This is a genomic window from Sphingomonas sp. LaA6.9, from assembly GCF_022601895.1.
Taxonomy (GTDB): Bacteria; Pseudomonadota; Alphaproteobacteria; order Sphingomonadales; family Sphingomonadaceae; genus Sphingobium_A.
Genome location: NZ_JAKVIO010000008.1, coordinates 1 through 17,961, shown reverse-complemented (window position 1 = coordinate 17,961; position 17,961 = coordinate 1). Strand labels below are relative to the sequence as shown.

Genomic DNA, 17,961 nt, shown 5'->3' with positions numbered 1-17,961 from the left:
ACGCGTCCGAGCCTGAACTGGAGGACAAGATGTCGGATCAAGTCATGGAAGCGCCCACAGCCGCCGAAGGTGGAGTCCGGGCCGCGTTTCGCTCGGGGCTTTGGGTCAAGGACATCGACGTCCGCGACTTCATCCAGCAGAATGTCACCCCCTATTATGACGACGAGGCGTTCCTTGCGGGTGCGACCGATCGCACCAGGGCCATATGGGCAAAGCTTCAGGCGCTGTTCGTCGAAGAGCGCAAGAAGAGCGTTCTCGATGTTTCGCAAATCCCCAGTTCGATCACCGCACATGACGCCGGCTATATCGACAAGGACAATGAGGTCATTGTCGGCCTGCAGACCGATGCGCCGCTCAAGCGCGCGATCATGCCCAATGGCGGATTCCGCCTGGTTCAGACTGCGCTGGAGACATATGGCTACACACCCGATCCGGCGGTGGTCGAAACCTTCACCAAATACCGCAAGACGCACAATGACGCGGTCTTCGACGCCTATACCGCCGACATCCGCCGGTGCCGCAGCTCGCACATCCTGACCGGGCTGCCGGACGCCTATGGCCGCGGCCGCATCATCGGCGACTATCGCCGCGTCGCTCTGTACGGCGTCGACCGGCTGATCGAGCGCAAGAAGCAGGAGAAGGACGCGCTCGACGATGCATGGTCCACCGACGACATCATCCGCGACCGCGAGGAACTGTCCGAGCAGATCCGCGCGCTCGGCGAACTCAAGGAGATGGCCGCCAAATATGGCTTCGACATCTCGACGCCCGCGGTGAGCGCCAGGGAAGCCGTGCAATGGCTCTATTTCGGATATCTGGCGGGCGTGAAGGAACAGAATGGCGCGGCCATGTCGCTCGGCCGGACATCGACCTTCCTCGACATCTATTTCGAACGCGACCTTGCCGCCGGCCTCATCACCGAAGAACAGGCGCAGGAGATGGTCGACGATTTCGTCATCAAGCTCCGCATCGTCCGGTTCCTGCGCACGCCCGAATATGACGACCTGTTTGCCGGCGACCCTACCTGGGTCACCGAATCCATCGCCGGCATGGGCGACGATGGCCGCCCGCTGGTGACCAAGACCAGCTTCCGCTATCTTCAGACGCTCTACAATATCGGGCCGGCGCCCGAGCCCAATCTCACCATCTGGTACACACCGCAGCTCCCGGAGCCCTTCCGCCGCTTCTCGGCCAAGGTGGCAATCGACACGAGTTCGATCCAGTTCGAAAGCGACGAGATCATGCGGCGGGCCTGGGGCGACGACGGGGCGATCGCCTGCTGCGTCTCGCCCATGCTGATGGGCAAGCAGATGCAGTTCTTCGGCGCGCGCGCCAATCTCGCCAAGGCTCTGCTCTACGCGATCAACGGCGGGCGGGACGAAGTTTCGGGCAAGCAGGTCGCACCCGAGTTCGAGCCCGTAACCGGCGATTATCTCGATTTCGACGACGTGCTCGACAAATACCAGCGCATCATGGACTGGCTCGCGGGCGTCTATGTCAGCGCCATGAACGTCATCCACTATATGCACGACAAATATGCCTATGAGCGGATCGAGATGGCGCTTCACGATTATGCGCCGCTCAGGACGATGGCGTTCGGCATCGCCGGCATGTCGGTCGTCGCGGACAGTCTTTCGGCGATCAAGCATGCCAAGGTGAAGGTCATCCGCGACGAGACCGGCCTCATCGTCGATTACGAGACCGAGGGGGATTTTCCGCTCTTCGGCAACAACGACAACCGGGTCGACCACCTCGCCTCCTGGCTGGTCACCACCTTCATGCAGAAGCTGCGCAAATATCCGACCTACCGCAACGCGCTGCACACCCAGTCGGTGCTCACCATCACGTCGAACGTGGTCTATGGCAAGGCGACGGGAAACACGCCCGACGGCCGCCGCAAGGGCGAGCCATTCGCCCCCGGCGCCAATCCGATGCACGGCCGCGACACCCACGGCATCCACGCATCGGGGGCCTCGGTCGCCAAGATTCCCTATCGCGACGCGGCCGATGGAATTTCGCTGACGTCGACGCTCGTCCCCACCGGGCTTGGCAATACCGAGGACGATCGCATCACCAATCTGACCGCGATCCTCGACGCCTTTTTCGGTTCGACCGGCTATCACATGAACGTGAACGTCCTCAATCGCGACGCGCTGCTCGATGCGATGGATCACCCGGAAAAATATCCCAACCTGACGATCCGGGTTTCGGGCTACGCGGTCAACTTCATCCGGCTCACCCGCGACCAGCAGATGGACGTCATCAACCGGACCTTCCATGGTGAGTGAAACCACCGGCCTTGAAGCGAACGCCACGCCCCTGGAGGCGGCGAGCCCCTTCGAACTCAGGGTCGATCTTGGCAAGGGCGTTCCCGAAACCGATGTCCGCTCCGCGCTGGCAACGGGCGATGTTGGTTTCCTGCACTCCTTCACCACCGGCTCGGCGGTCGATGGTCCGGGGATACGGCTGGTCGCATGGACGACGGCGTGCATGTTCCGCTGCAGATATTGCCACAATCCGGACACCTGGACGCTTTCGAACGGAATCCCAGTGACGATCGCGCGCGCGACCGAAGAACTGCGAAAATATGAGAGGGGCCTGAAGGCGATGAAAGGCGGCTTCACCCTCTCAGGGGGGGAGCCGCTGATGCAGCACCGCTTCGCCGCGAAACTCTTTCGCGCGGCCAAGAACCTCGGCATTCACACCGCTATCGAGACCAACGGCATTTATGGCAGCAAGCTGTCGGATGCAGAACTCGACGATATCGATCTTGTCATCCTCGACATAAAGGCCTTCAGCCTCGACCAGCACCGGCATGTGACCGGAATGGACAATGCAGCGGTCTTCGATTTCTGCCGCCGGCTTGCCGCGCTCAGGCGGCCGATGTGGTTTCGCTATGTCCTCGTGCCGGGCCTTACCGACGTTGTCGAAGAAATGGAGCAGATAGCGGCCTTCGCTGCCTCGCTTGGCGTCGTCGAACGCGCCGAAATCCTCCCCTTCCACCAGATGGGCCGATACAAATGGGACAAGCTCGGGATCGAATACACATTGTCGACGACCGAGCCCCCATCGAAATCGGAGGTATCGCGAGCCGTGGAGATATTTCGCGCGGCGGGATTGAAGGCCGACTAGTTGCGGGCTGGATAAGAAATCCGGCTTCGAACCAACTGTTCCGGATCACCTAATTTGTTGTCTCGGGGTTTATTTTACCAAGGTTCAGGGTTTGCCCGATTGATCGCCATTCGCCCTGTAAAATATGCTGTCGCGTAAGGCTTAGTCGCCAATATTAGCGGACATATTTCTTGCTTGCACGATCTGCTGATCACTGGGCGCAATTCAACGCAACAATTGCGCTTCGAAAGAAAAGGGAGGCAAGTGATGGCCACATTTCAAGCGATCGCCTCAACCTTTCGCGCGCAACATAGCGCCGTATCGCGAGGTGCGCGCTCAGGCGGAAAACGCACAACGGGATTTGTTCTGAGCGCGCTGGCATTGTCGATATCGGCGCCTGCATTCGCGCAGGACGCCGAGGAAACGAAGACAGATTTTGAAGTCTACGGTTTTGCGCAGATTGACCTCATCGCCGACATCGACGGACGGATGAACCCGGACTGGGTCGACGCTTTTCGTCCCTCGCGCATCGCCACCCCGGAGGGGCAGTTCGGCTCGGATGGCGAGACGTCATTCTCGGTCAAGCAGTCGCGGCTCGGGGTGAAGGGCAGCGGCGAAGCTGGCGGCAATAGCTGGGAAGCCAAACTTGAGATCGACTTTTTCGGCGTGAAGGACGACGCGGGCGAGACTGCCGTCCGTCTGCGCCACGCCTATGGCCGTTGGGGCCCGGTACTGGCCGGACAGACCAACTCGCTGTTCATGGACGGGGACATTTTTCCGAACGTCGTCGACTATTGGGGACCGAACGGCATGGTGTTCCTGCGCACGCCGCAATTGCGCGTGACCTTTGTCGACAAGAACGGCTTTTCCGCGGCGGTGGCGCTTGAGCATGCTCTCGACGACATCGACACGGGCAATATCCGCATCATCGACGAGAGCCTTGGCAGCAGCATTCGAGGCAAGGACGAATTGCCCGACTTCACCGCCGCAATTCGTTACGGTGGCGACTGGGGCCATGTGCGCCTGAGCGGCATTCTGCGCCAGATCGGCTATGAGACGCCGGGTCAGCCGGATTTGAGGCCCAAGGGCGACGAGACCGGATGGGGCGTCAATGCAACGGGCTCGTTCAACTTTGGCAAGACGGCCACGATTCGCGCGGGCGTCGTCTATGGCGAAGGCATCGCGACCTACATGAACGATGGCGGCATGGACCTTGCGCCGTCGGCCCTGCCGGTCCCGGTCCCGCCCATCTTTCCCCCGCCTCCCATACAGGATTTCCTGGTTCTCGAGGCGACGCCGGTGCCACTGCTCGGCGTCTCGGCCTATGTGGACTTCAACTGGACGAGCCAGCTGACATCTTCGGTCGGCTACAGCATCGTCGATGTCGACAACACCAATTTCCAGACCCCCGACACGTTCAACAAGGCGCAATATGCCAGCGGCAACCTGCTCTGGTCTCCGATCAAGCGCGTTCTGACCGGCGCGGAACTGCTATGGGGCGAACGCAAGAACCTGGACGGCACGAAGGGCAAGGATTTTCGCGTCCAGTTTACCTTCAAGGTCAGCTTCTCGAGCAAGGATATTATGGGAAAATAGCAGGCCGGCTTGCCAGCCCCGATCACGCCTCAGGATTTGTCCCGATGCCCTGGCGAGCGCCCGCCTGATAGACGGTGAGTGCGTCCCAATGGACGGTGCGGAGGAACACGGTGCAGCATCCTGCTCGGCATTCCACGCTGATAGCATCGGCCGCCCTGACACTGGCCGCTATCGCCCTGCCCGCCCGCGCGCAGATGGGTCCAGCGGACGAGGCCGCACAAGCTGCGGCGGCGACGCCCGCCACGCCTGAAGCAACCGAAACGCCACCGCCGGAAAAGAAGGAGAAAAAGAAGACCGACCTGTTGTTCGCGCCGGTGCCCTTTTCCAGCCCGACGACGGGCGCGGGCATCGCGGGGGGCGTCGTCGCTTTCTACAATCCCAATAACAGCCCGCATCAATGGGTCTCCGGCGGCGGGATCGTGTGGACATCGCGCGGCTCCAAGGGGATCGGGCTATTCCATAAGATGTCGTCCGCCGACGATCGATTCCGCGTCAGCGCGACGGCCTCCTATTTCGACGCGCGCGAGAATTTCTACGGGATCGGCGAAGAAGATGGCGATCGCGGCGACGCGCTCGACCTCGTCAACAAGAAGCTCAGTCTTCAGGTCAGGGCGCAGATGCGCGCCTTCCGCCATGGCTATGTCGGCATCCGCTATCGGCTTGTCTCCAACGATGCCAGGCCCGAGGCGGATGCCGTTTCGTCCACCCCTCCCCCGCCCGCCGACCAGTTGCACAGCACATTGTCCATGGCAGGGCCGATCGTCGCATATGATACGCGCGACAATCACGACCAGCCGCGTCGCGGCCTCAATCTCAACGCCTCGTGGATCTTCGGGCTCACGGCGCTGGGCGACAGCTATGATCATGACAAGCTCCAGCTGAACGGCAGCGCCTACTTCCCCGTCGGCGCCGAGACCATTTTGGCCACCAACGCTGCGCTTTGCTCCGCGAACGGCGACGTGCCCTATTACGACCTGTGCCTGTTCGGCTCGAATGGCGTGCTGCGCGGCTATCCCAGCGGCCGCTATCGCGATGGCGCGAGCTGGGCGGTGCAGGGCGAGCTGCGCCATCACATCGCAAAGCGCTGGGGCGGCGTCGCCTTTGTCGGCGTGGGTGGCATCGCACCTCAGCTTGGCGACCTTCTCGACCATGGGAACCTGCTCCCCGCGGCCGGGATTGGCGTGCGCTACCGGCCCTTCAAGGACAATGACGTGCAGCTCCGCCTCGACCTCGCGGTCGGAAAGGACGCGCATGGCGTCTATCTCGGGATCGGCGAAGCTTTCTGAATTGATGATCTTTTGACGATCGTTTGACGCTTTGCTGGCGCGGGCTTGACGCCCTCGGTGCACGATCGCGGCGCCCGTAACCAAAGCGGGAGCAGGCGACGGTCGACCCGGCATGTGACCCAGCCGGCGAATCGTCCGCGCCGGAGGGCCAGGCCTGCCGTCCCTTTGACGGGCCTGGCCCCTTTTGTCCGCCGGGCGTTGGCACGCGCCACAGGTTATGGCAGCAAGGCGCCATGCCATCCGCAACCATATCCGCCTTGCCGCGCCCGACGCTCTATGGCGCCCCCGGCTGGGGATCGACGCTGGTTGAGGCGATGCTCGCCGTCGCGGGCGTCGAATTCGACTTCGTGGATGTCGAGGGGTTCGACACGCCGGGCCCGATGCGCGACACGATCCTCGCGCTCAACCCGCTGGCGCAGATCCCGGTGCTCGTGTGCGAGGATGGCGGCGTGATGACCGAAAGCGCGGCGATCGCGCTCTGGCTGTCCGAACGCTTTCCCGAAAGCGGCCTCGCGCCGCCGCCCGGATCGCCCGAACGCGCGCGATTTCTGCGCTATCTCGTCTGGCTCGTGACCAATGTCTACGCGACCTTCACCTATGCCGATTATCCCGAGCGCTGGGCGCCGGGCGACGCGGACACGCTGCGCGACACCGTGATCGACTATCGCAAGCGGCTCTGGCGGTGGTTCGAAGGCGAAGCGCGGGCGCCATGGGTGCTGGGCGCGACGATGAGCGTGCTCGACATCTATGTCGCGATCATGATCCGCTGGCGCCCCAACCGGCCCTGGTTCGAAGCTCACGCACCCGGGCTCGTCGCGATTGCCGATCGCGCGGCGGCGCACCCCGCGATCGCCCCCGTCATCGCGCGCAATTTTCCCGACTGATCTCAGCCGGACGCGGCCTGGACGAGCAGCCAGTCACGAAACTGCAGCATCGCAGGGCTTGAGGCGCGCGTCTTGAGCCGCGTGAGCCAGTAGCCGCCCGTCACCGCCTCGATGTCGAGCGGGCGTGCGAGGCTGCCTTCGCCGAGCTGGCGGACGAACATCTCGACGGGAAGCAGCGCAACTCCTGCACCCGCCTCCGCCGCCAGCGCCATGGTCAGTGAGGAATCGAACACCGGACCACGGATCGTCGGCGCGGGAATCCCCGCCGCCGCAAACCAGTCCGTCCATTCGTCGGCGCGATAGGATCTGAGCAGCGTCTCGCGCGCCAGATCGGCGGGGGTCGCGATCCGTGCCGCAAGACCCGGACTGCACAGCGGTGCGAAGGGCGTGTCGAACAGCCTGTCCGCCTCGGTGCCGTGCCACGCGCCGTCGCCGAAGCGGATCGCGAAATCCAGCCCCTCCCCCGCCAGGTCGACGCGGTTGTTGTTCGTCATCAGCCGCAGGTCGATTTCGGGGTGCGCCTCGCGGAAACCCGCCAAGCGTGGCATCAGCCACCCCACCGCGAAAGTGCCGACCACGCCCAGCGTCAGCACCTCGCGGAAGCGCCCGTCTGCGAAGCGGTCGAGCATGTCGCCGATCCGCGCGAACGAATCCGCGACCACGGGGACGAGCGCCGCACCCTCATCGGTCAGCGCCAGCCCGCGCGGTAGCCGCCGGAACAGCGCAGTGCCCAGTCGCTCCTCGAGCCGCTTCACATGATGGCTGACGGCCGCCTGTGTCACGCACAGTTCCAGCGCGGCGCGCGTGAAGCTCAGATGGCGCGCCGAAGCCTCGAAGGCACGCAGCGCATTGAGCGGAAGATGCGGCTTGTCCACGACAATACCCAAAATTTATTATGGTCAGAGCCGATTTATCGTCGTTTGTGCCGCCGATGCCAAGCCGGCATTCTCGCCGGAAAGGGAGATACGGGCATGATCGACAGACGACGGGCAATCCAGCATCTCGGTGGGAGTGCGATTGCGCTCATGGCGCTTCGCGCAACCGGAGCCATGGCGGCAGGCAACAGCAATAGTGGCATTTTTGGTGATAGCGCCTTTCGCAATCGGATCACCGAAATCGAGGCCGACAATGGCGGCCGGCTTGGCGTCGCGATCCTCGACACTGCGCGTGGCGCGCGCTTCGCATGGCGTGGCGACGAGCGGTTCCCGATGTGCAGCACCTTCAAATTTCTATTGTCTGCGGCGATGCTCGCGCGCTGCGACAATGGGCAGGAACGCCTCGACCGGCGCATCGCCTTCGCCACCTCGGATCTGGTGGCGCACTCGCCCGTGACCAAGGATCATGCCGGTGGGCCCGGCATGACCGTCTCCGAACTCTGTGCGGCGACGATGACGACCAGCGACAATACCGCGGCCAATCTGTTGCTGACCGCGCTTGGTGGACTCAAGGCTTTCAACGCCTTTGCGCGCAGCCTTGGCGATCGGCACACGCGGATCGACCGTATCGAACCCTGGCTCAACGAGGCGATGCCCGGCGACCTGCGCGACACGACCACCCCGCTGGCGATGCTCGGCAATCTTCACCGGCTGCTGGTTCGCTCGCCCCTCACCCCCGCCTCGCGCGATCTGCTGATCGGCTGGCTCGTTGCCAACACGACCGGCGATGCACGGCTGCGCGCGGGCGTGCCCGCCGACTGGAGTGTCGGCGACAAGACCGGTGCGGGCGAACGCGGCACCGTCAACGATATCGGCATCCTCTGGCCCGCGGGACGCGCGCCGATCCTGGTCGCGAGCTATCTGACGGGCAGCCCGAAGTCCTTTGAGATCAACAGCGCCGTCCATGCCGAGGTCGCCCGCGCGCTTGTCACGGCGATCAGCTCACAAGCGCGAGCGGATCGGTGAAACGGGTGCCGAAGCGGATCTGCTCGACCAGAAAATCGAGGAAGACGCGGACGCGTGCGGGAAGTTGCCCCGGCTGGCCGACATAGACCGCATAAACGTCCTCGCGGTCGCCTGGATTATAGTCCTCAAGGATGGGGACGAGCCGGCCGGCATCGATATCGTCCTGCACGTGGAAGCGCCCGTGACGCGCGATCCCGGCACCCGCGAGCGCAAGCCGGTGTGAGGATTCGCCATCGCCCACCAGCACGTTGCCGCAGGCGGGCACGGTGCGCACTGCGCCGTCTATCAGGAAAGGCCAGCCTTCGAAGCTGCGCGTGAAGTTGAAACCGATGCGGTTGTGCCCATCGAGATCGTCGGGCGTCTTCGGCACGCCACATCGCGCCAGATAGTCGGGCGCGGCGACCACCGCCGTGCCGCTTTCGCAGAGCTTGCGCGCGATGAGCTGCGACGAGCGCAGCGGCCCCACCCGGATGGCCACATCGGTGCGCTCCTCGAACAGGTCGATCACCTGATCGGTCAGCGAGATATCGAGCGTCACTTCGGAATGCAGTGCGGTGAAGCGCGGCACGAGCGGGAGCAGATAGGCATAACCGAAGGGCAGGCTCGAATTCACGCGAACGCGTCCGCGCGGCACGCTTCCCGCCGACGCCTCGCGCTCGGCCTCGTCGATATCGGCGAGCACCTGTACCGCGCGGTCGTAGAAGGCCGCCCCTTCAGCGGTCAGGCGGAGCTGTCGCGTCGAACGATTGACCAGCCGTATTCCCAGTCGCGCCTCCAGCCGCGCGACGAGTTTGCTCACCGCCGAGGGGGTCATGCCGAGCGTTCGCGCCGCCGCCGAAAAGCCAGCCTCCTCGACGACGCGCGCAAAGACTTCCATCTCGCCCGAGCGATTGGTGTCCTGCCTGCTCATGATGAATTCACCTCACAGATGATGTGCCTTTGCGCCTTCTAATTCATCATCGGTGCGCGCGCTATGTCTCCGGCTGAATCGCGCTTCAGGGGAAACGCCATGCCCATTGCCGTCTATGCCCTCACCGCCGGAGCCTTTGGCATCGGCACCACCGAATTCGTCATCATGGGGCTGTTGCTCCAGATATCCGCCGATCTCGGCGTCTCGATCTCCGCTGCGGGGCTGCTCATCTCGGGCTATGCGCTCGGCGTCTTCGTCGGCGCGCCGCTGCTGACGATCGCCACGCGCAGCCTCCCGCGCAAGACCGTGCTGATCGCACTGATGCTGATCTTCACCGCGGGCAATATCGCGTGCGCGGTCGCGCCCGACTATGCCACGCTAATGGCGGCGCGCGTGCTGACCTCGCTCGCTCACGGCACGTTCTTCGGCGTCGGCTCGGTCGTCGCGACCAGTCTCGTCGCGCCCGACCGCCGTGCTTCGGCGATCGCGATCATGTTCACCGGCCTTACCGCGGCAACCTTGCTCGGCGTGCCCTTTGGCGCGTGGCTCGGTCTCGCCGCGGGCTGGCGCGCGACCTTCTGGGTTGTGGCCGCCATCGGCATCGTCGCCACGCTGATCCTGGCGGTGTTCGTGCCGAGCGCGGATGAGCGTCACGAAGCAGCACCGCTGAGCGAAGAGTTCGCGGTACTCGCGCGCCCGCAGGTGCTGCTCGGCCTCGCCATGACCGTGCTCGGCTTTGCGGGCGTGTTTGCGGTGTTTACCTATATCCAGCCGATCCTCACCCGCATCACGGGCTTTTCGGAAGCCGCGGTCTCGCCGATTCTGCTCGTCTTCGGCGGCGGGCTCGCAATCGGCAACCTGCTCGGCGGCCGCTTCGCCGACAAGCGGCTTATGCCCGCGGTGATCGTGACGCTCGCAGCGCTCGCCGGCGTGCTCGGGCTGATGAGCTTCGCGATCCACGGCCAGGTCGCCGCGATCGTCTTCACCGGGCTGCTCGGCATCGCCGCCTTCGCCACGGTCGCGCCCTTGCAGATGCGCGTGCTCGAACAGGCGGGCGGCGCGGGCCAAGGGCTTGCTTCCAGCCTCAACATCGCCGCCTTCAACCTCGGCAATGCGCTCGGCGCCTGGGCGGGGGGCGTCACCATCGATCGCGGCCCCGGCCTCGGTGCCGTCACCTGGGTCGCCGCCGCGATCACGCTGGGCGGGCTTGCCATCGCGCTCTGGAGCGCGCGGCTCGACCGGCGCGCGCCGGTGGCGCTGCGGGTCTGAGGCGTTACAGTGGAAGTTCGGTGGTCGCCTTTATCTCGGACAGCGCGACCACCGAATTGACCTCCTGCACGCCGGGCACGCGCGAAAGTTTCTCGAAGAAGAAGCGCTCATAGGCGTTGATGTCCTCGGCGACGATGCGCAGCAGGAAGTCGACCGGCCCCATCAGCACGAAGCATTCGAGTACCTCGGGAAAGCCGCGGATTGCCGCCGAGAATTCGTCGAGGTGCGTGCGGCCGTGTGCGGAGAGCTTCACCTGCGCGAAGATCTGCGCGTTGAGCCCGACCTTGCTGCGATCGAGCAGCGCGACCTCGCCGCGGATATAGCCCCCCTCGCGCAACCGCTGAATGCGCCGCCAGCACGGCGATTGCGACATGCCGACGCGCTCGGCGATCTCCGCGGTCGACAGCGTCGCGTCGCGCTGCATGATGGTGAGAATCTTGCGATCGGACGAATCGAGCATTTTTTATCCCGTAATCTCAAATTCCATGAATTTATAATTCCCATATCGCATATTTCTCGCAGATTTAGAAATTTCTTTCGGGCGGCCTCGTGATAATCCTTCCCCTGAAGGAGCATAGAATGACCCAGTTTCATCCCATCGGCGACACGCCCCCCGAAGAGATCCATCTGATCGAGGATGCAAAGGGCGCGTTCATTGGTGCGATTGTGCTCCATTCGACCGTGCTCGGCCCCGCTGCGGGCGGATGCCGGCTATGGAACTATGACAATCGCGAGGCGCTGACGATCGACGCGATCCGGCTGGCGCGCGGGATGAGCTACAAGAACGCGATGGCGGGCCTTCCCTTTGGTGGTGGCAAGGCAGTGCTCCAGTGCCCTGACGGCGATTTCGATCGCGCGGCGTTGTTCGAGCGCTTCGCCGAAGCCGTCGAAGCACTCGGCGGCGCGTATGTCACGGCCGAGGATGTCGGCACCGCCGTGACCGACATGGAACGCGTCCGTACGCGCACCAACCACGTCGCCGGGCTCCACGCCGTCGATGGCATGGCCGGCGGCGATCCCTCACCCTGGACCGCGCTCGGCGTGCTCGAGGCGATGCGCGTCGCGGTGCAGGCGCGGCTCGGCAAGGATCTGGCCGATGTCGCGGTCGCGGTTCAGGGCGCGGGCAATGTCGGCGGCCATCTCTGCCGCATGCTCGCGGCCGAGGGCGCCCGGCTGATGGTCGCCGATGCCGATGAACGCCGTGCGCAGGCGCTTGCGGCCGAAACGGGTGCACGCGTCTTTCCCGCGGCCTCGATCCTTGAGGCCGATGCCGAAGTCTTCGCGCCCTGCGCGCTCGGCGCGGTGCTCGATCGCAACAGCATCCCGCGGCTGCGCGCCTCGGTGATCGCGGGCGCGGCCAACAACCAGCTCGCGACCGCCGAGGATGGCGCACTGCTCCACGCGCGCGACATTCTCTACGCCCCGGACTATGTCGCCAATGCGGGTGGCATCATCAACGTCGCCGCCGAATATCTGGGCGAGACCGCGGGCGAGGTCGAAGGTCGCGTGCGCGCGATAGGGCCGCGGATGCGCGCGCTCTTCGAACGCGCGGTGCGCGAGAAACTGCCGACGAATATCGTGGCAGACCGGATGGCGCGGCATATCATCGCGAATGCGGCGGGCGCCAAGCACGCAGACCTTGTAAAGGCTGCGTGAGATGACACCCGCATCGCGCGCGCATTTCGCGATCCGCGCCGCATCCGATCCGCAAACCGTGCCCCGGCTGCTCAACTATTTCGCGCAGCTCGGGCTCGTTCCCGCATCAGTCGCGATGCAGGCCGACGATGACGGTCTCGCGGTCGAGATCACGCAGCACCATCTGCCGCTCGCCAATGCGCACATCATCGCGGAAAAGATGCGCGCATCGTGCCTCGTCGAGAACGTCTCGCTCGCCTTCTCGACCTAACCGAGCGGCAGCACCGGGTTGCGCAGGCAGTAGCGCGCGAACAGCGCGATTCCGAGATAGCAGGCCGCAGGCATGGCGAGCGCGAGCGCGAGCGTCGCACCATCGGCGATGACGCCCGTCAGCAGCGGGACGATCGCGCCACCGACGATCGCGGTGCTCATCAGTCCCGAGCCATCGGGCGCGCGTTCGCCCAGCCCCTCGCACGCCAGCGAGAAGATCGTCGGGAACATGATCGAGTTCATCAGACCGACCGCCAGCAGCGCCCAGCCCGCGACGGTGCCCGTCGAGAGTCCCGAAATCGCGAGCAGCGCACAGGCACCGAGCGCGGCGCAGGCGAGCACCAGCCCCGGTGCGAAGCGCTGCAACAGCCAGGATCCGATGAAGCGGCCGACCATCGCGCCGCCCCAGTAGAAGGCGACCAGTTCGCCCGCGCTGCGCTCGGGCAGCGCCAGCACATGCGGCTGGACGAGATAGGCGACGATGAGGCTGCCGATCGCGACCTCGGCGCCGACATAGAGGAAGATGCCGAGCGCGCCAAAGGCGACGCGGGGCTGCTTGAGCAGGTCGAACGACTGGAAGAGCCGCATCGGTTCCTGCGGCATTTCGGGCATGCGCTTGCGACGCGTCCAGACGGCGAGCGCGACAATCACGAGCGCGATCGCAAGTCCGATATAGGTGTTGGTGATCACCTGGCTTTCCTGCGCACGGTACGCCGCGAGCCCGGCGGCGTCGAGCGCACTTTCGTCGACCTTTTCGAGCGAGCCGAGGATCAGCCGTGCCCCGACAAACGGGAATACGGTGGTGCCGAGCGAGTTGAATGCCTGCGCGAAGGTCAGCCGGCTATGCGCGGTCTCGGGCTTGCCGAGCACCGAAATCAGCGGATTGGCGACGACCTGAACGATCGTGATCCCCGCCGCGAGCACGAACAGCGCGAGCAGGAAGGGCACGAACAGCCCCGACCAGGATGCGGGAATGAAGATCAGGCAGCCCACGGTCATCGTCAGCAAACCGAACGACGCGGCGCGCATATAGCCCAGCCGTTTCACCAGCATCGCGCCGGGGATGGAGATCAGCAGATAGGCGATGAAGAAGGCGAACTGGATCAGCATCGCCTCGGTATGGCTCAGCTCGAACAGGTGCTTCAGCTTGGGAATCAGGATGTCGTTGAGGCTGGTGATTCCGCCGAAGATGAAGAACAGCGCAAAGACGAACCAGCGCAGGTCCGCGGGGGCATCTGTATATGATAGCGTTGTCTTATCTGCCGTCGAGGCCAGGGCCATATCTTCGATCCTCTCGTTCTTATCGGAAACCAGACCACCAGCGCCGGGGGCAGTCGTGCGCAGTAATGACGGCAAGATGCGACAATTTGCAAGAGGGATGTCGGTCGCGGCATCCCGATGGCATCGCACCCAATATCCCCCCTCGCACGAAACGATGATGCGTTTGATGCACCATTGCCTTTCGCGCAATTGCCATACATGAGCACGCCATGACCGAGATCGTTGCCGTAGATATTGGGGGCACGCATGCCCGTTTCGCACTCGCCGAGGTTGACGGAGGACGTGTCCTCCATCTGAGCGAACCCGTCACGCTCAAGACCGCCGAGCATCCAAGCCTGCAACTCGCCTGGGAGCATTTCGCCGCCGAAGTCGGCCGCCCGCTTCCCGACAAGGCGGGCATCGCGGTGGCGAGCCCTGTAGGTGGCGAGGTCATCAAGCTCACCAACAATCCGTGGATCATTCGCCCGTCGCTGATCGGCGAACGGCTGGGCGTATCGAGCTATGCTTTGGTCAACGATTTCGGCGCGGTGGGTCATGCCGTCGCGCAGATGGGGTCCGAGCATTTCCGCCACCTCAGCGGCCCCGAAGTCTCGCTGCCTGATAACGGTGTCATATCGGTTGTGGGTCCCGGGACGGGGCTTGGCGTCGCGCAGGTGCTGCGCCGCGACGGCCATTATTTCGTGAGCGAGACCGAGGGCGGGCACATCGACTTCGCGCCGCTCGACCGGATCGAGGACGCGATCCTCGATCGGTTGCGCAAGCGCTATCGCCGCGTGTCGGTGGAACGCATCGTCTCGGGCCCGGGCCTGGTCAATATCTATGAGGCGCTCGCCGAGATCGAGGGCAAGGCGGTTCATGTGCCCGACGACAAGACGCTGTGGACCACCGCACTCGCGGGCACCGACAGCCTCGCCAGCGCCGCGCTCGACCGTTTCTGCCAGTGCCTGGGCGCGGCAGCGGGCGACTTCGCGCTGGCGCAGGGCGCGCAGGGTGTCGTGATCGCGGGCGGGCTTGGCCTCAGAATTGCCGATACGATCCACCGTTCAGGCTTTGCCGAACGCTTCCGCGCCAAGGGTCGCTTCGAGTCGATGATGGCAGCGATCCCGGTCAAGCAGATCACGCACCCTGAGCCCGGCCTCTACGGTGCCGCCGCCGCCTGGGCGATTGGCGCCCACCCTTCATAAACGCGGCTTTTGCGGCGCGGGCGCGGTCAGCGGCCAGCTTGCTGCCCCCTCCCCGCTACGTCACCCGGTACGGCACGACGTCGCGGCGGTCGGGGTCGATGCGGATGGCACGGTCCGCCGGAGGAAAGGCGCGCTGGTCGCAATCGGTGCGGGGGCACAGGCGACACGAGATGCCGATGGGGGTCGCGCCCCCCGCAACATCGAGGCCGTCAGCGTAAATGAAGTCCCCCGCGTGCTGGACCTCGCAGCCAAGCGCTACCGCGTAACGGCGCGGGGTGCGGGCATAGCTGCCGCTCGGCTTTACCAGCCCCTTGGCCATCTGCACATAGCGCAGGCCATCGGGCGTCTCGGCGAGCTGGACGAGGATGCGGTCGGGGATCGCGACCGCCTCGTGCACGATCCATAACGGGCACGCCCCGCCGAAGCGCGCGAACTGGAGGCGCGTGGCCGAGTGGCGTTTGGTGATGTTGCCCGCCATATCGACGCGGCAGAAAAAGAAGGGGATGCCCCGCGCGCCCTGGCGCTGAAGCGTCGAGAGCCGGTGGCACGCCTGTTCGAAGCTGACGCTGAATTGCTGGCCCAGACGGTCGATATCGTGGCGCAGCGACCGCGCGGCAGCGCGAAAGCGCTCATAGGGCATGAGCAGCGCACCCGCGGCATAGTTGGCGAGCCCGATCGCGAGCAGGCGGCGCGCCTCGGCCGAACGCAGCGCGGCGTTGTCGGCGATCGCCGCGATCTCCTCCTCCATCTCGAAGGCGACGAGCTGGTGCGCGAGCATGAAACGCCGGCTTTCCGGCGGCAGCGCCGGCGAAAGGCTGAGGCGGCGCGTGCGGCGGTCAAGCGCGCGGAGCGGCGCGCTCATTGCGTCGGGAACCGCGTCGATTCCGATGCCATGCGCGGTACGCAGCCGACCGATCATCGCGGGCTCGCCCGGGCCGATCGCTTCGGCCAGCGCCTCCGCGCGGCGGTCGAGCAGGTCGACATAATTGCCCGCTTCGTGAAACCAGTCGCGAACCTCCTCCCAGGGAAGCCGCGTGTCGCCCGCAACCCCGCTCGACATGGTTTCCTCGACCATCTGCAGCCGTTCCTCGGCGCGGCGATAGGCCGTGTGGAGCGCGATGAAGCGATCCGCGAAATGCGGCTGCTGTTCGACGAGGCGCGCGAGCATGTCGGCCGCGATCGGCGCGTCGGCGAAGAGCGGATCGTCGAGCGCGGTGCGTGTCGCGGCGAAGCGGCGCGCGGGTTCGTCACCCTCGAACGCATCGAGATCGCGCGGGTAGTGCCGGCCGAGCGCGGCAAGCACCGCCGAGGTCATCGGCCGGTCGTCATTCTCCAGCTGGCTGAGATAGCTGACCGAAATGCCCAGCCGCGTCGCCATCGCCGCCTGTCCCAGCCCCGAGCGCTGGCGAAGCGCGCGCAGGCGTTCGCCCGCGAAGAGTCTCTTGCGCATCCACCACTCCGTCATTCCAGCGAAAGCCGGAATCCATGAACACCGCCCCGCCCGGCACATTCCGTGTGCCAGGATTCCAGCTCCGCTGGAATGACGGGGGATGGGCGCGAACCATACTTTGCAAAATCACCTTTCGCAACTTCGCAAATTCACATTTGCGTCGCCAGGCAAAGCCTGAAAAGGGGCAGGTTCGTTAAGGATCGAGGGACTCATGCAGGCAAATGTCGAAAAACTCGAAGCGAAGCGCTCGGCGGCGCGGCTCGGCGGCGGTGAAAAGCGGATCGCGGCGCAGCATGCCAAGGGCAAGCTGACCGCGCGCGAGCGCATCGACGTGCTGCTCGACGAGGGCAGCTTCGAGGAAGTCGACATGTATGTCGAGCACAACTGCGTCGATTTCGGCATGCCCGAGCAGGTGATCCCGGGCGACGGCGTCGTCACAGGATCGGGCACGATCAACGGCCGCCTCGTCTATGTCTTTTCGCAGGACTTCACCGTTTTCGGCGGCTCGCTTTCGGAGCGCCATGCGCAGAAGATCTGCAAGATCATGGACACCGCGCTCAAGGTCGGCGCGCCCGTGATCGGGCTCAATGACTCGGGGGGCGCGCGCATCCAGGAGGGCGTGGCCTCGCTCGGCGGCTATGCCGAAGTGTTCCAGCGCAACGTGCTCGCCAGCGGCGTCGTGCCGCAGCTCAGCCTCATCATGGGGCCCTGCGCGGGCGGCGCGGTCTATTCGCCCGCGATGACCGACTTCATCTTCATGGTGAAGGACTCATCCTACATGTTCGTCACCGGCCCCGATGTGGTGAAGACCGTTACCAACGAAGTGGTCACACAAGAGGAACTCGGCGGGGCGGTGACGCATACGACCAAATCGGGCGTTGCCGACGTGGCGTTCGAGAATGATATCGAGGCGCTGTGGGCGGCGCGGACCTTCATCGATTATCTGCCGCTGTCCAACCGCGAGGAAGTGCCCGAGCGCCCGACCGCCGATCCCTATGATCGTATTGAGGAAAGCCTCGACACGCTGATCCCCGCGAACGCGAACCAGCCCTATGACATGCACGAGCTCATCCGGAAGACCGTCGACGAAGGCGATTTCTTCGAGCTCCAGCCCGCGCATGCCGGCAATATCATCATCGGCTTTGGCCGGATCGAGGGGCGCACCGTCGGCATCGTCGCCAACC

Annotated in this window: 16 protein-coding genes; 11 read left to right on the top strand and 5 right to left on the bottom strand. The window is 64.7% G+C overall.

The features are described from left to right. Nucleotides 1-29 precede the first annotated feature (29 nt). From pflB to MKI88_RS06035, 5 genes are all read left to right on the top strand, one after another. Complete coding sequence (pflB, locus tag MKI88_RS06055) at nucleotides 30-2,288, top strand: formate C-acetyltransferase (RefSeq protein WP_407073307.1); 2,259 nt, start codon at nucleotides 30-32, stop codon at nucleotides 2,286-2,288. Further along, nucleotides 2,278-3,132 carry a pyruvate formate-lyase-activating protein gene (gene pflA, locus MKI88_RS06050; protein ID WP_241630064.1) on the top strand — a complete coding sequence of 285 codons (855 nt, stop codon included), beginning with the start codon at nucleotides 2,278-2,280 and terminating at the stop codon, nucleotides 3,130-3,132. Before pflB ends, pflA begins: the two co-directional genes overlap by 11 nt. A 246-nt stretch (nucleotides 3,133-3,378) precedes the next feature. Further along, complete coding sequence (locus tag MKI88_RS06045) at nucleotides 3,379-4,707, top strand: DcaP family trimeric outer membrane transporter (RefSeq protein ID WP_241630063.1); 1,329 nt, start codon at nucleotides 3,379-3,381, stop codon at nucleotides 4,705-4,707. A gap of 110 nt (nucleotides 4,708-4,817) precedes the next feature. Continuing rightward, complete coding sequence (locus tag MKI88_RS06040; protein WP_241630062.1) at nucleotides 4,818-5,993, top strand: BamA/TamA family outer membrane protein; 1,176 nt, start codon at nucleotides 4,818-4,820, stop codon at nucleotides 5,991-5,993. A gap of 233 nt (nucleotides 5,994-6,226) precedes the next feature. Continuing rightward, nucleotides 6,227-6,877, top strand: a complete 651-nt coding sequence (locus MKI88_RS06035) for a glutathione S-transferase family protein (protein ID WP_241630061.1) — start codon at nucleotides 6,227-6,229, stop codon at nucleotides 6,875-6,877. Between the two features lie 2 nt (nucleotides 6,878-6,879). Here MKI88_RS06035 and MKI88_RS06030 read toward each other — a convergent pair whose 3' ends face one another. Next, the gene (locus MKI88_RS06030; RefSeq protein ID WP_241630060.1) at nucleotides 6,880-7,752 is read right to left on the bottom strand and encodes a LysR family transcriptional regulator; all 873 of its coding nucleotides are present in this window, start codon (nucleotides 7,750-7,752) and stop codon (nucleotides 6,880-6,882) included. Between the two features lie 96 nt (nucleotides 7,753-7,848). Here MKI88_RS06030 and bla point away from each other — a divergent pair, with 96 nt between their 5' ends. After that, complete coding sequence (gene bla, locus MKI88_RS06025) at nucleotides 7,849-8,778, top strand: class A beta-lactamase (RefSeq protein WP_241630059.1); 930 nt, start codon at nucleotides 7,849-7,851, stop codon at nucleotides 8,776-8,778. Here bla and MKI88_RS06020 read toward each other — a convergent pair. Beyond that, nucleotides 8,750-9,688, bottom strand: coding sequence for a LysR family transcriptional regulator (locus tag MKI88_RS06020; protein ID WP_241630058.1), 939 nt, complete (start codon nucleotides 9,686-9,688; stop codon nucleotides 8,750-8,752). The two genes, bla and MKI88_RS06020, sit on opposite strands and share 29 nt — an antisense overlap. A 99-nt stretch (nucleotides 9,689-9,787) precedes the next feature. On the opposite strand from MKI88_RS06020, the gene MKI88_RS06015 reads away from it, so the two are divergent. Further along, entirely contained in the window at nucleotides 9,788-10,957 is a 1,170-nt protein-coding gene (locus MKI88_RS06015; protein ID WP_241630057.1) for an MFS transporter, read from the top strand. A 4-nt stretch (nucleotides 10,958-10,961) separates the two neighbouring features. On the opposite strand, the gene MKI88_RS06010 is transcribed toward MKI88_RS06015, so the two are convergent. Next, nucleotides 10,962-11,417 carry an Lrp/AsnC family transcriptional regulator gene (locus MKI88_RS06010; RefSeq protein WP_241630056.1) on the bottom strand — a complete coding sequence of 152 codons (456 nt, stop codon included), beginning with the start codon at nucleotides 11,415-11,417 and terminating at the stop codon, nucleotides 10,962-10,964. A 119-nt stretch (nucleotides 11,418-11,536) separates the two neighbouring features. Here MKI88_RS06010 and MKI88_RS06005 point away from each other — a divergent pair, with 119 nt between their 5' ends. Both MKI88_RS06005 and MKI88_RS06000 read left to right on the top strand, forming a co-directional pair. After that, nucleotides 11,537-12,613 (top strand): Glu/Leu/Phe/Val dehydrogenase dimerization domain-containing protein, encoded by a 1,077-nt coding sequence (locus MKI88_RS06005; RefSeq protein WP_241630055.1) that lies wholly within the window; start codon nucleotides 11,537-11,539, stop codon nucleotides 12,611-12,613. Nucleotide 12,614: 1 nt separating this feature from the next. After that, the gene (locus tag MKI88_RS06000) at nucleotides 12,615-12,863 is read left to right on the top strand and encodes a hypothetical protein (RefSeq protein ID WP_241630054.1); all 249 of its coding nucleotides are present in this window, start codon (nucleotides 12,615-12,617) and stop codon (nucleotides 12,861-12,863) included. Here MKI88_RS06000 and MKI88_RS05995 read toward each other — a convergent pair. Next, the gene (locus MKI88_RS05995; protein WP_241630053.1) at nucleotides 12,860-14,143 is read right to left on the bottom strand and encodes a sugar MFS transporter; all 1,284 of its coding nucleotides are present in this window, start codon (nucleotides 14,141-14,143) and stop codon (nucleotides 12,860-12,862) included. The genes MKI88_RS06000 and MKI88_RS05995 overlap by 4 nt on opposite strands. A 209-nt stretch (nucleotides 14,144-14,352) precedes the next feature. Here MKI88_RS05995 and glk point away from each other — a divergent pair, with 209 nt between their 5' ends. Next, nucleotides 14,353-15,327 (top strand): glucokinase, encoded by a 975-nt coding sequence (gene glk, locus MKI88_RS05990; protein WP_241630052.1) that lies wholly within the window; start codon nucleotides 14,353-14,355, stop codon nucleotides 15,325-15,327. 55 nt (nucleotides 15,328-15,382) lie between these two features. Here the strand turns inward: glk and MKI88_RS05985 are convergent, their stop codons facing one another. Continuing rightward, on the bottom strand, nucleotides 15,383-16,777 hold the full coding sequence (locus MKI88_RS05985; RefSeq protein WP_241630051.1) for a short-chain fatty acyl-CoA regulator family protein: 1,395 nt from the start codon (nucleotides 16,775-16,777) through the stop codon (nucleotides 15,383-15,385). A gap of 211 nt (nucleotides 16,778-16,988) precedes the next feature. On the opposite strand from MKI88_RS05985, the gene MKI88_RS05980 reads away from it, so the two are divergent. Then, nucleotides 16,989-17,961: acyl-CoA carboxylase subunit beta (locus MKI88_RS05980; RefSeq protein WP_281063713.1), on the top strand; the 973-nt coding region annotated here is incomplete at its 3' end.